This window comes from Maribacter sp. Hel_I_7 (assembly GCF_000688315.1).
GTDB lineage: Bacteria > Bacteroidota > Bacteroidia > Flavobacteriales > Flavobacteriaceae > Maribacter > Maribacter stanieri.
On record NZ_JHZW01000002.1, the window covers coordinates 1,765,885 to 1,780,285 of the forward strand.

Sequence of the window (14,401 nt, forward strand, 5' to 3'; positions counted from 1 at the left end):
CTATTTTATCGCTTTAAAACAAGGTAACCTTGTGTTTTTCTTAATATGGTTTCACCTTCTATTTGAATATTGAAGAAGTAAGTACCCGTAGGTAATTGATCTGCACCTAATTTGGTTCGCATATTTGCTGTACCAGAGAATGCCTTTGATGCATTGTCATAATTTTCAATTTGAAATACGATTTCTCCCCATCGGTTATAAATGCTGACAACGTTTTCTGGGTAGTAATCAATATTCTCAATATGCCAATATTCATTTATACCATCACCATCTGGCGAGAATCCGTACTTGGTTTCATCTTCAGGAATTAATGTAGTAAAGGATTGTTGTTCGCACGCAATGGCATCACCTGCATCATTATACGAAGTAATGGTTACAAATATTTCGGTGTCAAAAGGGAATTCTTCATTATGGATATACTCGGTGGCAGCGCCCATGTCAAGATTATCAAGAATATCGTTTGTATTCATAGAAGTACCTAATGAAATACGGTAGCCATTGGTTTTTTCAACTTCTTCCCAAGAAATAATACTTTCTAACGGTACGTTAACTTCCCCATTTGCGGGGCTGATTAATGAGACACAATCTGGAGCAATAATTTCTGTAGTGAAACTTTCAGAACTACATCCTATTGCATCGCCAGAGGTATTATATGGAATGATACTTACATAAATAAGAGTTTCAGAAGGTAAGTCTTCACTATGTAAATAGGTAGTTAAAGAAGCAACATCTTCATCGTTTACAATCTCATTACCACCATTAGTTGTACCTATAGAAATTCTATACCCATCTGCATCAACTGCACTGTTCCATTCAATATCAGTTGCAACAGATATATCTACACCGTTTTGTAAAGCAGAAACTAGATTTGTACAAGATGGTAAAGGTCTAATTGTAAAACTCTCGGAAGAACAACCGGCCGCATCGCCTATCTCGTTAAATGGTACTATAGTAACGGTTACCATTTCTCCTTCATTAAACTCGTTAGGGAAAATATAAGTCGTGTCAAGAACTTCCAAGTCAGTTACATTATTTGCACTATTATTGCTTGCACTAACTGTTATTTTATAACCATCTGCGTCGGCAATGGCATTCCATGTTATTTCATTTACTTCTGGTAAAACTTCACCATTGGATGGTGTTAATAAAGTTGTACAATTTGGAATAGATTTAATTGTAAAACTTTCAGTAGAGCATCCTATGGCATCCCCTGCATTATTATATGGTAAAATAGTTACCGATACTGTTTCACCTTGTTCAAAATCGTTTGAAAAGTTATAAGTGGTACCTGATGTAATATCTAATTCCGTGACATTGTTTACAGTGCTTACACTACCTGTAACTGAGAGTTTATATCCATGAGCTTCAGTTATTTCTAACCACTCCAATCTTGTGTTTAAGGGTATGTCCGTAGCTTCATTTGAGGGAGAAACTAAGCTAGTACAGTTCGGGACGGCTTCAATCGTAAAATTTTCTATAATACAACCAATAGCATTACCGGATTCGTTATACGGTATTATGGTAACAGAAACAGTTTCACCTTGTGTAAAATCTGTATCAAAGTCTAAAGTTGTTACTGTGGTTTTACGGTTGGTTTCGTTATTATCAGTACTTATGCTACCAGAAATGGTCACAAAATACCCTATGGCATCTGTTACGGAATTCCATGAAATTGACGTACTGGCATCAACGGCGATATCACCATTGGCAGGCATTGTTAAGTATGTGCAATTAGGTACTGGTTTTATAGTAAAAGTTTCAGCGGTACATCCTATAGCTTCACCAGACCCATTAAAAGGTTTAATGGTGACCGTGACTGTTTCTCCTTGTATAAAATCGTTAGTGAAATCATAAGAGGTGTCTAGAGTCTCTACTTCGTTTAAATTATTTATCGTGCTTTCACTTGCAACTACTGTTATTCTATAGCTATCTGCTCCTAAGACTGCATTCCAACTAATGTCAGTATCGATATCTGCATCAGGTGTATTGTTTAATGGAGAAATTAATGATGTACAAGCAGGCACTGGTTGTGGTACAATGGTAAAACTTTCTGAAGTACACCCGTTGGCATCACCATTTACATTATATGGTGTTATGGTTACTGTTATCGTTTCACCTTGTGTAAATTCATTTGCAAAATCAAAAGTAGTACCCGTGGTTACATCAAAATCGGTCATATTGTTTGCAGTGCTATTGCTACCTATAACAGTTACTTTGTAACCATCGGCATCGGCAACAGCGTTCCATTCAATAGAAGTATCTATGGCGACATCAGTGTCATTGTTTAATGGACTGATCAAAGAAGTACATGCTGGCGGACCTGCGGTTTCAAAAGTAAATTCGGCACAAGAATCCGAATCTCCATTGATGTTATAGGCAATGATAGAAACGTATATGGTTTCGTTTTCAGGTAAATCACTAGCGAAATTGTAAAAAGTTACATCACCAAGGTCTCCAGTATAAATGTCTGTTACTCCAGAAGATGTACCTACATTAAGACGGTATCCTTCTGCAGATCCTGAGCCATTCCAGTTTAGGTTGGTATTTAAAGGAACTTGAGTAGCACCATTGATAGGTGTGCTTAGAATTGGACAAGATGGCGGACTGGTAGAATCGCCAGTTGTAAAGCTTTCTTCTATACACCCTGATGCATCATCAACATCATTGTAAGGTATTATGGTAACATAGTAAGTTCTGCTCTCTAAAAGATCATCTGGTATATCATAAGTTGTAGCATTATTTACATCTACATTGTTTACAATTTCATTTCCACCTTCCGTAGTTCCAACGATTACTAAATATCCAGTAGCTTCAGGAACTGCTGTCCAACTTAAATTTGTATCAATAGCTACATCTGTTTCTTGGTGTGCAGGACTAATTAGATTGGTACATGTAGGTGGTACAGGTATTGTTTCTGTATGAAAGGATTCTTCGGTACAACTGTCAGCAAGTCCTTGTTCATTATACGGAATAATAGTGATGAAAATATCTCTATCTTCAGGTAGGTCTGTTACTAGATCATGTGTAGTAACATTCTCTACATCAAAATTATCTAGAATATCATTGGCTCCTGCAGATGTCCCTATCGTTAATCTATAACCGTCAGCATTAGATATGGCATTCCAGGTTAAATCTGTAGTTACTAGCACATCACTATCGTTATTGGCAGGTGTTACCAAAGAGGTGCATTCTGGTATGGTAGGTAGTGTGTTTGATAAGGTGAAACTCTCTTCATTACAAACACCAGGATTACCTTCATCGTTAAAAGGTACAATGGTTACATAAACTGTATCGCCAGTATCAAAATCTGAAGAAAATTCGTATGAAGTCTCGTTGATTATAGTTTCATTATTTACAACATCGTTTCCGCCAGCTGTTGTTCCTACAGTTAAATAATAACCCTGTGCAAATTGCGCGGCATCCCAAGTAAGGTTAGTGTTAATAGGTACATCTGTTGCTCCATTTAATGGTGAAGCTAATTGTGTACATTCAGGAATTGGACAATCTCGAACGTCTAGGCTAAATGTCCAGCCAAAATTATCTATCATAGATTGTCGCTCTTCTTGCGCATCGCAATAGGGCAGACCTTGTGCACCAAGGGTAATACCTGATGTTAAATTCTGTTCGGACCAAGCAATTAACGTATTGTCATAATTTTCTCTTACCAAAGCAGTGTTATCTAACATATCGCTCATGTTAGTTACTCCGCTAACATCCCATTCTGCCAAGCTTTGGTCTAGTGAAGAGGCATTGTAAAAAGTGGATCGCATGCTAACATTTCCCGGATTCCATAAATCCATAGGTTGGTTGTAAGCCAATGCGTTGTTGAACATATAATCCATGTTGCTTACCCCAGATATACGCCAATTGTTTATATTTTGGTTGAAAGCAGTTGCATCGCTGAACATTTCTTCCATGGTGGTGACACCTCTTACATTCCAATTCCCAATAATTTCATTAAATGCAATGGCGCCTTTAAACATGTCTTCCATGGTAGTTACAGAGGCTACGTTCCAAGAATTCATGCTTTGGTTGTAACTGGTAGCTTCGTTAAACATAGCTTCCATTGTGGTTACAAATGAGACGTTCCAAGCATCAATGTTTTGATTAAATAGCGTTGCACCGCTAAACATTTCTTGCATAGTCAATGCTTCTCCAGTATTCCAATTTGTAAGTGGTTCATTAAAAACTGATGCGTTTTTAAACATCGCTGCAAAGTTGGTTACCACAGCAGTATTCCAATTGTTTAATGGTCGGTTAAAAGCTTCAGCGCTTTCGAACATAGACGGCATTAGCGTAACCGATGATACGTTCCAATTACTTAGCGGTTGATCAAACAGTAAAGCGTTTTTAAACATAGATGACATGTTGGCCACGGCACTTACATCCCAATCTATTAGAGGTTGATCAAAAATTTCTGCGCCATTAAACATTTCAGACATGTTCACTACAGAGTTTACGTCCCAACTATTTAATGGCTGGTTAAAGCTTAGAGCTGAATTAAACATGGAAGACATGTCTGTTACATTCGTTACGGACCAACTGTCTATGTCTTGGTTGAAATTTTGAGCATTGTAGAACATAGACCCCATATTGGTAACCGAGTTTACATTCCAATTGTCTAGAGGTTGATCAAAAACTTCGGCGAAACTAAACATATAATTCATGGTAGTAACCGATGATACGTTCCAATCATTTAGAGGTTGATCAAATGCTTCAGCGCTTCTGAACATAGAGCTCATATTGGTAACTGAAGAGGTATCCCAATCATTTATGTTTTGGTTAAATAGCTCCGTATAACCAAACATGCTATACATAGAGGTAACTTTAGACACATCCCAATCTAATGGCTGATTAAATACTTCTGCATCATAGAACATAGAACCCATATTGGTGACATTACCCGTATTCCATGAATTTAGGGGATGATCAAATTCTCTAGCGCTATAGAACATACTGGTCATGTCAGTAACATTGCTTACATCCCAAGTGTTTAAAGGTTCGTTAAATATATGGGTTCCTTTAAAGGTAGAATCCATGTTCGTTACATTACTAACATCCCAACTATTTAAATTGCCATTAAATAAATGGGCATTTTCAAACATTTCAGACATATCGGTTACAAGAGTAAGGTCAGGAATATCTGTAGCATTATACTCCATGTTTTCACATCCAAAGCAAGCTCTTTGCATGGATTGATACTCATGTGTACCCCACTGGTCAATAGATATGACTTCATCGGCATCTCCGTAGTAATGATAAGGAGCGGGAAAATCGCCAATAATAGCTATCGTATAAATGCCAGGTGTATTGTATATGTGCCTAAGATCACTTGTAACATTATTATTGTATTCGCTATCTCCCCAATCAACGGAATAATTATAGCTGTAGCTGGAGTTTCTTTGAATTCTAAAATCAAATTGGTCAGTACCGTAAGTAGATCCGAACCTAGTGTCAACCGTAAATTTATAGGCAGCTGGACTGTTGACCCATGAGGGTACTACGGTAAAGCTAAATTCTTCACAGCCAACTGCCGGACCTTCACCATTATAAGGTGTTACGGTAATGAAAATAGTATCGCCTGGAGTAAATTCGTTGGTAAAAGTTAAAATTTGTACGTTACCAACATCATAATTATTTGCAGGGCTTCCACTGATATTTACAAAGCTACGGACTCCGCCTCTTTCAACCTCTAAGTCAATATAGTAACCGGTCGCATTTGGTGCGGCAGCCCAATGTATGTTAGAATTTGCAGGAACATTCGTATCACCTTCAGCTGGGTTTGTAATTGTTGTGCAGAACACATTTGAACAGTTAACAATGTCTCCGGTTATAGTCCAATTATGGTTATCAATAAGTTCTTGTCTTACAAGTCTACCATCACAGTATTTTAAGCCTGTTGCTCCTAAGTCAACATCATCTTCTACTGTTTGGGTAGCCCAACCGATTAAAGTAGCATCATAGTTTTTCTCAGATAATCCAGAATTGGATAATATAGATGTCATAGATGTAACGGAGGATATGTCCCAAGATGATAGGTCCTGATCAAAAGCATTAGCATTTAGAAATGTATTTCTCATTCTTGTTACAGCCGAAGTATTCCAATTGTCTAGAGGTTGGTTGAACAGCGGTGTATTTGTAAAAATACCATCCAAATTGGTAAGTGAGGTAATCGTCCAATTGTTAAGTGGCTGATTAAATAGCGTTGCGTTATCAAACATATTACTCATGTTCGTAACGTTGGAAACATCCCAGCCTTCAATAATTTGGTTAAAACTTGAGTCTTGAAACATATAACTCATGTTCGTAACGCTACTTACGTCCCAAAGGTTTAAAGGATGGTTATAAGCAGTTATGTAGGAAGATGCCCAACCAGCAAACATATAGCTCATATTGGTTACGTTGCTAACATCCCACCCATTTAATGGTTGGTTAAAAGAAGAGCTTTCAAACATACCTGACATGTTAGTTACATTACTAACATCCCACTGATCTAAAGGTTGGTTAAAATCTTTTAAGCTACCGGCACTACCAAATGTTCGGCTCATGTCGGTTACATTGCTTACGTCCCAATCATTTAAAGGTTGATTAAAATTGTTGTTTTGGGCAAACGTGGACGATAAGGTGGTCACATTGCTAACATCCCATAAATTTAAGGGCTGATTGAATGGGCAATTTTGAAACATTCCAGAAATGTCCGTTACATTGCTAATATTCCAATTGTTTATTGGTTGGTTAAAGGATGTTAGGTAAAACATGCTTGCCATTGTAGTTACATTACTAACATCCCATAAGTTCAAAGGCTGATTAAATACTCTGGCATAAAAAAACAAATTAGACATGTCCGTTACATTGCTAACGTTCCAATTGTTTATATTTTGATTAAAATCTTCAGCATGATAAAACATGTTAGACATTGTAGTTACCGCAGCTGTATTCCAACTATCCAATGGCTCATTAAATAGTTCGGCTTCGTAAAATGTATAAGACATATCTGTTACTGCCCTGGTATTCCAATTTGCTAAGGGTCTATTAAATGTTTCTGCTTCATAGAATATGCCAGAGATATCATTAATAGTACTAGTATCCCAGTTATTGACAATTCCATTAAACGAAGTACAACCTCTAAACATCTGTTTCAAAGAGGTGACTTGAGCAAGGTTAGGATCGTCAATTAAATCAAAATTCAAGTTTTCACAACCATAAAAAGCATTTTCCATGGTTTGCCATTCTATGTCTCCCCATGCAAGTATTTCTATAATCTTTAGTTTGTCGTTTGCATTTTCATCGTTAAAATAAATAGAAGGAAATGTACCGCTAATACTAATTGTGTATATACCGGGAGTTGCATAAGTATGAGTGATATTTCCGGTTACTCCAGTATCTGTATTAGCATCTCCCCAATCTATATCATAATTATATGTTGTATATGAAGGGTTGGTTGGAATGGTAACTTGATTGGCTGTAGAAGAGCCTGTCTCGGTATTATTTGTATTCCAAATAGAAGTAAAAGATTGAGAAAAAAGATTAAAACTTAAGAATAAAAGAAAAAGGGTAATACTTTTTTTAAAAATTGGCATGCCGGTTGGTTTATTCGAGGGTTTGCCTCAAATATGCCCATGAAATCGAAATGTTAAATTTTTTTGTTGTGAACGCCTATTAATAAGATGTAAAGTCTAGTTTTTCTGATGAACTGCATTAAAACCAATCCTTTAAAGAATTAGAAAACCTTTTAAGAGGTAGTATTTAATCTTATCGGATTACAGTCAATATATCACTTGTCTTATTTTTAAATTTAGTTTAAATACTATTATAAATGTCTCAAAATAAGGAAGAAAATCATATTAAGTTTGGAATTTCTCACCTACCCAAATTACTGGTGAAAACCTATAATGAATGGATGGAAAAAGAACCTTTTCAAATAAGTGCGGTTATAGCTTATTATGCAATTTTATCTTTACCAGGTCTACTTATTTTAATATTGGAACTGGTTGGTGGTATTTGGGGCAAGGAAATTGTGCGTGGAGAATTATTTGCTGAAATTTCTTCTGCAATGGGACCTGAAACTGCCCAGTCTATACAAGAAATGATTGCGGATAGAGGTAGTGAGAATACATCTATAGTAGCTACAATTTTGGGGGTAGGAGTATTAATTTATGGTGCTACTGGTGTTTTTTATCAATTACAAAACGCATTGAACGATATTTGGAAAGCGAAACCAAAGTACACTAATGAAATTTTATCTACGCTATTTATGCGTTTAAAAGGATTTGGGTTTATCCTTATTTTCGGATTTCTGCTTCTGATCAGTTTTGTGCTAACCTCATTTTTGTCGGCATTTTCTGCTGAACTATCTAGACTTTTACCAGATGGAATGTTGGAGCTAGGTTTTGTGTTGGATATTGTTATTTCCTTGACCTTTATCTACCTATTATTTGGTGCAATGTTTAAATACTTGCCAAGTACCCATGTGCGGTGGAAAGCGGTTAAAGTTGGTGCTGCACTTACTGCATTTTTATTTTTAGTGGGTAAATATGCACTGGCATTTTACTTTGGTAAAGCAGAACCAGGTTCAACATATGGTGCAGCTGGCAGTATAATTTTGGTAATGCTATGGGTGTCCTATTCTAGTTTAATAGTAACATTTGGAGCACAGTTTACCAAAATATATTCAGATAAGTATGTAAAAGTGAGTTAAACCTTTTTCATCTTATCATGAATTTCCTTTAAACATAAATTACCTAAACTACCTTCATGGGTGTGATGAATATCTCTTTTAGGTGTAAACGTACCATCATTTATTTCTTGCCCCATTTTCTTGTAAGCATCTCTAAATGGCATGCCGTTTTGTACCAATTCATTTAAGGTATCTACACTAAATAAGTAGTCGTATTTTGGGTCGTCTAGAATGTTTTTATTCACTCTAATTTCTTTTAGACTAAACGTCAAAATCTCTAAACAAGCTTTCATATCTTGAATAGCCGGAACAATTATTTCTTTCACCAATTGCAAATCTCTATGGTAACCACTCGGAAGGTTATTGATGATTAAGGTTAATTGATTGGGTATAGATTGTAGCTTATTACATTTACCACGAACCAATTCAAATACATCTGGGTTCTTCTTATGTGGCATAATGCTAGAACCTGTAGTCAATTCATCTGGGAATGAAATAAAATCGAAGTTCTGACTCATGTAGAGGCAGATGTCCATTGCCATTTTAGATAGGGTGGCGGCAATGTTGGCAATACCGAAAGCGGTAGCCTTTTCAGCTTTTCCTCTACTCATTTGAGCGGCAACTACGTTATATTTTAAGGTACTAAAGCCCATTTCTTTGGTAGTGAATCTGCGGTCAATAGCAAATGAACTACCGTAACCTGCAGCACTTCCTAAAGGGTTTTGATCGGCAACTTTATATGCTGCTTCAATAAAATAAAGATCATCTATTAAACTTTCTGCATAAGCAGAAAACCAAAGTCCAAAAGAAGATGGCATAGCAATTTGTAAGTGGGTATAACCCGGCAACATTACATCTTTATGTTCTTGCGCTTTTACCAGAAGAAGGTTAAAAAGCGATTTGGTCATTGATTTAATTTCATCTAGTTCATCTTTTAGATAAAGATGCATTGCCACTAAAACTTGATCGTTTCTAGATCTTGCCGTATGTATTTTTTTACCTGTATCGCCTAAACTAAGGGTAAGCATGTATTCAATTTTTGAATGCATGTCCTCAAAAGATTTCTCTATAGAAAATGTACCCTTTTCAATTCTAGCTGCAATATGATTTAGCTCATTTACAAGTTCTTTGGTTTCTTTGGGAGTTATTAAACCAATTTCACCTAACATTTTAGCGTGGGCTTTAGATGCAATTACATCATACTTTGCTAAATGCAAATCAAGTTCTCTATCATTTCCTACCGTAAAATGGTCTATTTTCTTATCGGTGCTAAATCCTTTATCCCAGAGTTTCATAAGTCAAGTTCAAGTTCAAGAGCAAATATCAATTTCATAAAATTGAAGATACTGTTAGCTCTTTATAATTTATTAATTGCTAGCTGAAAGCTTAGTGCAAAAATCCTTTTAATATTTTAATATACAAATCAATACCTTCTACAATTTCATCAACATAGATAAATTCATTGGCAGAATGAGAACGTGTGCTATCTCCTGGGCCTAATTTTAAAGATTGACAACTTAACGCTGCCTGATCAGAAAGAGTAGGTGAGCCATAAGTTGTTCTACCTAACGCAATGCCAGACTGCACTAACGGATGGTCTTTATTTATTTTCGATGAATTTAGACGCAAAGATCGTTCCTTTAATTCGCATGGAGCATCCTTCTTTAGCAAATCTGCAATTTCTTTATTACTATAGGCATCGTTGACCCTTACATCAACTACCAAATCAACCTGTGCAGGTACTACGTTATGCTGCGTTCCAGCATTTATTTGGGTAACGGTCATTTTTACATCGCCCAAAGCTTCAGAGCTTTTCTCGAATTTATAATTTTTGAACCAATCTAATACTTTGATTGACTTATAAATAGCATTGTCCTCGTTGGGGTGCGCTGCATGTGATGGTGTGCCTTTTATTACGGCATCAAAAACTACAAGGCCCTTTTCGGCTATGGCAAGTTGCATTAAGGTAGGTTCACCAACAATTGCAACATCAATATGAGGCAATTTTGGCAATAATCCACGTAGGCTATTTTCCCCAGCATTTTCTTCTTCTGCAGAAGCTACCATTAAAATATTATGGTTGAGATTTTCAGAGTTGTAATATGTAACGAAAGTCGCCAATAGGGATACTAAAGGTCCGCCAGCATCATTACTACCTAACCCAAATAGTTTGCCATCTTCAATATGTGGTAGAAATGGGTCTTTGGTATATGCAGTATTTGGTTTTACAGTATCGTGATGTGAGTTTAAAAGTAATGTGGGTTTTGATTCGTCCCAATATTTATTCTTGGCGATGATATTGTTGAGGTCCCTTTCTGTTGGGATATTGTATTTTCCCAACCAAGCCTGTATAGCATCTGCGGTTTTATCTTCCTCATTGGAAAAAGATTCAATTGAAATCAATTCTTTCAATAATGCTATTGCACTTTCTGTAAGTTCTATTTGGTTCATCTTATAATTTTAAGGTAGTGAACAGTTCTGTATTTTTATCTAGCATACTAACATCACCTAAGCAAACTTTTTCAACATTGTTATCTAATGCATGAAAGCAATTATGAAGTTTAGGTAGCATACCATCGGCTATAACACCTTTAGACAATAGTTCCTTGTATTTGCTTGTATCAATGTTTTTAACCACGCTATTTTCATCTGTAATATCTATTAAAACACCTTTTTTCTCAAAGCAATAATAGAGGGTGGTCTCAAAAACAGAAGCCATTCCAATTGCAATTTCAGAGGCAATAGTGTCGGCATTGGTGTTTAGTAATTGTCCGGCACCGTCATGAGAAAGCGCACAGAAAATAGGAGTAAGGTTTATAGATAGCAGGTTTTTTAATAATTCAGAATTAACACCGTCTATATCTCCAACAAAGCCGTAGTCAATTTGTTTTACAGGACGTTTATGAGCTTGTATGCTATTACCGTCCGCACCACTTAAGCCAATGGCATTGATATTTTTAGATTGTAGTTGAGCTACAATTTTCTTATTGGCTAATCCCCCATAAACCATGGTAATAATATCTACCGTTTCGGCATCGGTAATACGTCTGCCATCAATCATTTTAGATTCAATTCCCAATTTGGTAGCTAATTGAGTAGCTAATTTTCCACCGCCATGTACTAATATTTTAAGTCCCTCTAGTCGAGAAAATGCAGAGAGAAAATTATCTAATGCTTTTTCATCTTCTATGACGTTTCCTCCAATTTTTACTACGGATAGTTTTTCTTTCATGTTAAGCATTTAAAATTCCGCCATCTATAGTCATTGCCGTGCCTGTAATCCAAGAAGCATCATCTGATACTAGAAATAAAGCAAGATTCGCGATGTCATTTGGTTTGCCCAGTCGTTTTAATAATGTTTTGTCCGCTGCATTCTCTACAGCTTTTTTGGGGTTGTCAAAAGCCTTTGCCGAATTCCAAAGTAGCGGAGTATCTACTGGTCCGGGGCATATTGCATTTACCCTGATTTCAGGCCCATACTCGACGGCCATTTGGCGCATTAGTGCTAGTGCTCCAGCTTTGGAAGCACAATACGCAGGGTGATTTGGAAAACTTTTATAAGCGGCTATAGAGGCATTTATTAAAATAGAAGAACCCTCGTTTTTTCGGAGTTCAGGTATTGCATATTTTGATAGATAGAAGATGGAAGACAAGTTGGTATCCATAGTGTTCTTCCATAACTGATCTGGTAAATCGGTTACACTGCCTATACCAAGTATTCCTGCATTCATGGAAACTATATCTAGTTTTCCAAAATGATGAATAGCTGCATTGACCAATTGCTCGTTGTATTCAGAAATTCTAATATCGCCAGCTACAAAAAAAGCATTTTTACCTAGTTCGGCAGATAAGGCATTACCTCGAGTTTCATCGCGACCAGATAAAATTACTTGGGCGCCATTTACAACAAATGAAGTGGCTATGGCTTTACCCATTCCACTGGTTGCTCCTGTAATAATTGCTACTTTGTTCTCGAGTTTGTGCACTGTTTTTATTTTAAATCTTCTAGTATTTTCTTTAAAACTAATTGTGCGGCATACGTTCTGTTATTGGCCTGCTCTATGACCAAAGATTGCTCACTATCTAAAACTTCATCTGCAACTACAACATTTCTACGTACTGGTAAACAGTGCATAAATTTTGCCTTGCCCAATTTTTTTAAGGTCATTTCCCAATTCTTATCTTGAGATTTTATCTGGCCATAATCAGTATAACTGCTCCAGTTTTTTACATAAACAAAATCAGCATTTTCCAATGCTTTCTCTTGATCATATTCTATTTTAGAATCTTTGGTGATGTTAGGGTCAAGATCATATCCTTCAGGATGTGTAATAACAAATTCTGCATTTTGTTTCTGCATCATTTGTACAAAAGAATTGGCAACCGCATGTGGTAATGCTCGTGGGTGTGGTGCCCATGACAAAACTACTTTTGGGTTGTTCTTAAAGTTGTGCTCATCTAAAGTAATGGCATCTGTAAGTGCCTGTAAAGGGTGACCAACAGAGCTCTCCATATTTACGATAGGTACAGATGCATATGTTTTAAAGCCGTTCAGTACTTCTTCTGCTTCATCTAATTCTTTGTCTTTCAAGCCTGCAAAAGCACGTATTGCAATGATGTCGCAATATTGAGAAATTACCTGCGCAGCTTCCTTTATATGTTCAGACGTACCTTGGTCCATAACAGTACCGTCAGCATATTCTAAAGCCCAACCTTCACTGCCAAAGTTCATAACAATAACTTCCATACCCAGATTCATAGCCGCTTTTTGAGTGCTTAAACGAGTACGAAGCGAATTGTTGAAAAACAAAAGTCCTATAGTTTTATCACTACCAAGAGTTTTATGTTTTTTAGGTTGCTCTTTAAGGGTTATAGCTTCCTTTACCCAAGTAGATAAAGAGTCGATATCATTTATAGATAGGTAATTCATAATGCTTTAATTTTTGTAAATGTGCTTTTATTATCAATAGCGTCGGTAATAAAGTGGTCTTTTAAGCCATTGGTAATCCAGGTTTCTATACCTGCCTTCTGGGCAATTGTTGCCGCAACTATTTTAGATTGCATTCCGCCAGTGCCATGGGTAGATTTAGATTCCCCTATTTCTTTTAGTAATATGCTTAAATCTGATACTGATTCAATTGTTTTTGGTTTGGAAGTTGATAGTGAAGACTTCGTATAAATACCGTCAGTATTGGTGGCAATAATTAGAATATCTGCTGATAAAAGCGATGCCGTTAAACCAGCCAATTTATCGTTGTCTCCAAACTTAATTTCATCTGTTGCTACCGTGTCATTTTCATTAATGATAGGGATGAAATTATTAGCGACAAGTACGTTAATTGTATTTTTAATATTCACCCTAGACTGTTCTTTTTCAAAATCTGAATATGACAATAAGCATTGAGATGTAAAAAGCCCCAACTCCCTAAAATTCTCTTGAAAAATACGCATTAAGTGTGGCTGACCAATAGAAGCCAATGCCTGTTTTACATTAATTTCCTCGCCATTATGCTCCAGTTTCACAAATTGTTTTGCTGCGGCAATAGCCCCAGAACTCACAATAATGAATTCATATTGATCTTTTAAAGCTGCTATTTGCCTACCAATATCTTCGATTTTACCACGAGAGATATGATCAGTGTCTTTCGTTAAGGTATTGGAACCCAATTTCAATAAAATTCTCTTTTTCAACATGCTTGTTTCGTTTTCGTCAGGATAATTATT

General features: G+C 36.3%; 8 protein-coding genes. 1 reads left to right on the top strand and 7 read right to left on the bottom strand.

Going from position 1 to position 14,401, the window contains the following annotated elements:
- Nucleotides 1–5 precede the first annotated feature (5 nt).
- Nucleotides 6–7,580, bottom strand: coding sequence for a BspA family leucine-rich repeat surface protein (locus P178_RS22610; protein ID WP_051638214.1), 7,575 nt, complete (start codon nt 7,578–7,580; stop codon nt 6–8).
- Between the two features lie 236 nt (nt 7,581–7,816).
- On the opposite strand from P178_RS22610, the gene P178_RS0109205 reads away from it, so the two are divergent.
- Nucleotides 7,817–8,698: a YihY/virulence factor BrkB family protein gene (locus tag P178_RS0109205; RefSeq protein WP_027065959.1), complete on the top strand. Its 882-nt coding sequence runs from the start codon at nt 7,817–7,819 to the stop codon at nt 8,696–8,698.
- Here the strand turns inward: P178_RS0109205 and argH are convergent.
- The 6 genes from argH to proB all read right to left on the bottom strand — a co-directional run bounded on the left by argH (nt 8,695) and on the right by proB (nt 14,371).
- Nucleotides 8,695–9,972, bottom strand: coding sequence for an argininosuccinate lyase (gene argH, locus P178_RS0109210; protein WP_027065960.1), 1,278 nt, complete (start codon nt 9,970–9,972; stop codon nt 8,695–8,697). The two genes, P178_RS0109205 and argH, sit on opposite strands and share 4 nt — an antisense overlap.
- A 91-nt stretch (nt 9,973–10,063) precedes the next feature.
- Nucleotides 10,064–11,128 carry a M20 family metallo-hydrolase gene (locus P178_RS0109215; RefSeq protein ID WP_027065961.1) on the bottom strand — a complete coding sequence of 355 codons (1,065 nt, stop codon included), beginning with the start codon at nt 11,126–11,128 and terminating at the stop codon, nt 10,064–10,066.
- A gap of 1 nt (nt 11,129) precedes the next feature.
- Nucleotides 11,130–11,909, bottom strand: a complete 780-nt coding sequence (gene argB, locus P178_RS0109220) for an acetylglutamate kinase (protein ID WP_027065962.1) — start codon at nt 11,907–11,909, stop codon at nt 11,130–11,132.
- 1 nt (nt 11,910) lies between these two features.
- Nucleotides 11,911–12,663: an SDR family NAD(P)-dependent oxidoreductase gene (locus P178_RS0109225; RefSeq protein WP_027065963.1), complete on the bottom strand. Its 753-nt coding sequence runs from the start codon at nt 12,661–12,663 to the stop codon at nt 11,911–11,913.
- 5 nt (nt 12,664–12,668) lie between these two features.
- Nucleotides 12,669–13,607 (bottom strand): acetylornithine carbamoyltransferase, encoded by a 939-nt coding sequence (locus P178_RS0109230; protein WP_036145981.1) that lies wholly within the window; start codon nt 13,605–13,607, stop codon nt 12,669–12,671.
- Entirely contained in the window at nt 13,604–14,371 is a 768-nt protein-coding gene (proB, locus tag P178_RS0109235; protein WP_027065965.1) for a glutamate 5-kinase, read from the bottom strand. The genes P178_RS0109230 and proB overlap by 4 nt, the downstream gene beginning before the upstream one ends.
- Nucleotides 14,372–14,401: the final 30 nt, after the last annotated feature.

Bases quoted from the DNA above. Each gene is read 5' to 3' on its own strand.
- proB (WP_027065965.1), bottom strand. From the start codon at position 14,371: ATGTTGAAAAAGAGAATTTTATTGAAATTGGGTTCCAATACCTTAACG.
- P178_RS0109230 (WP_036145981.1), bottom strand. From the start codon at position 13,607: ATGAATTACCTATCTATAAATGATATCGACTCTTTATCTACTTGGGTA.
- P178_RS0109205 (WP_027065959.1), top strand. From the start codon at position 7,817: ATGTCTCAAAATAAGGAAGAAAATCATATTAAGTTTGGAATTTCTCAC.
- argB (WP_027065962.1), bottom strand. From the start codon at position 11,909: ATGAAAGAAAAACTATCCGTAGTAAAAATTGGAGGAAACGTCATAGAA.
- argH (WP_027065960.1), bottom strand. From the start codon at position 9,972: ATGAAACTCTGGGATAAAGGATTTAGCACCGATAAGAAAATAGACCAT.
- P178_RS0109215 (WP_027065961.1), bottom strand. From the start codon at position 11,128: ATGAACCAAATAGAACTTACAGAAAGTGCAATAGCATTATTGAAAGAA.
- P178_RS22610 (WP_051638214.1), bottom strand. From the start codon at position 7,580: ATGCCAATTTTTAAAAAAAGTATTACCCTTTTTCTTTTATTCTTAAGT.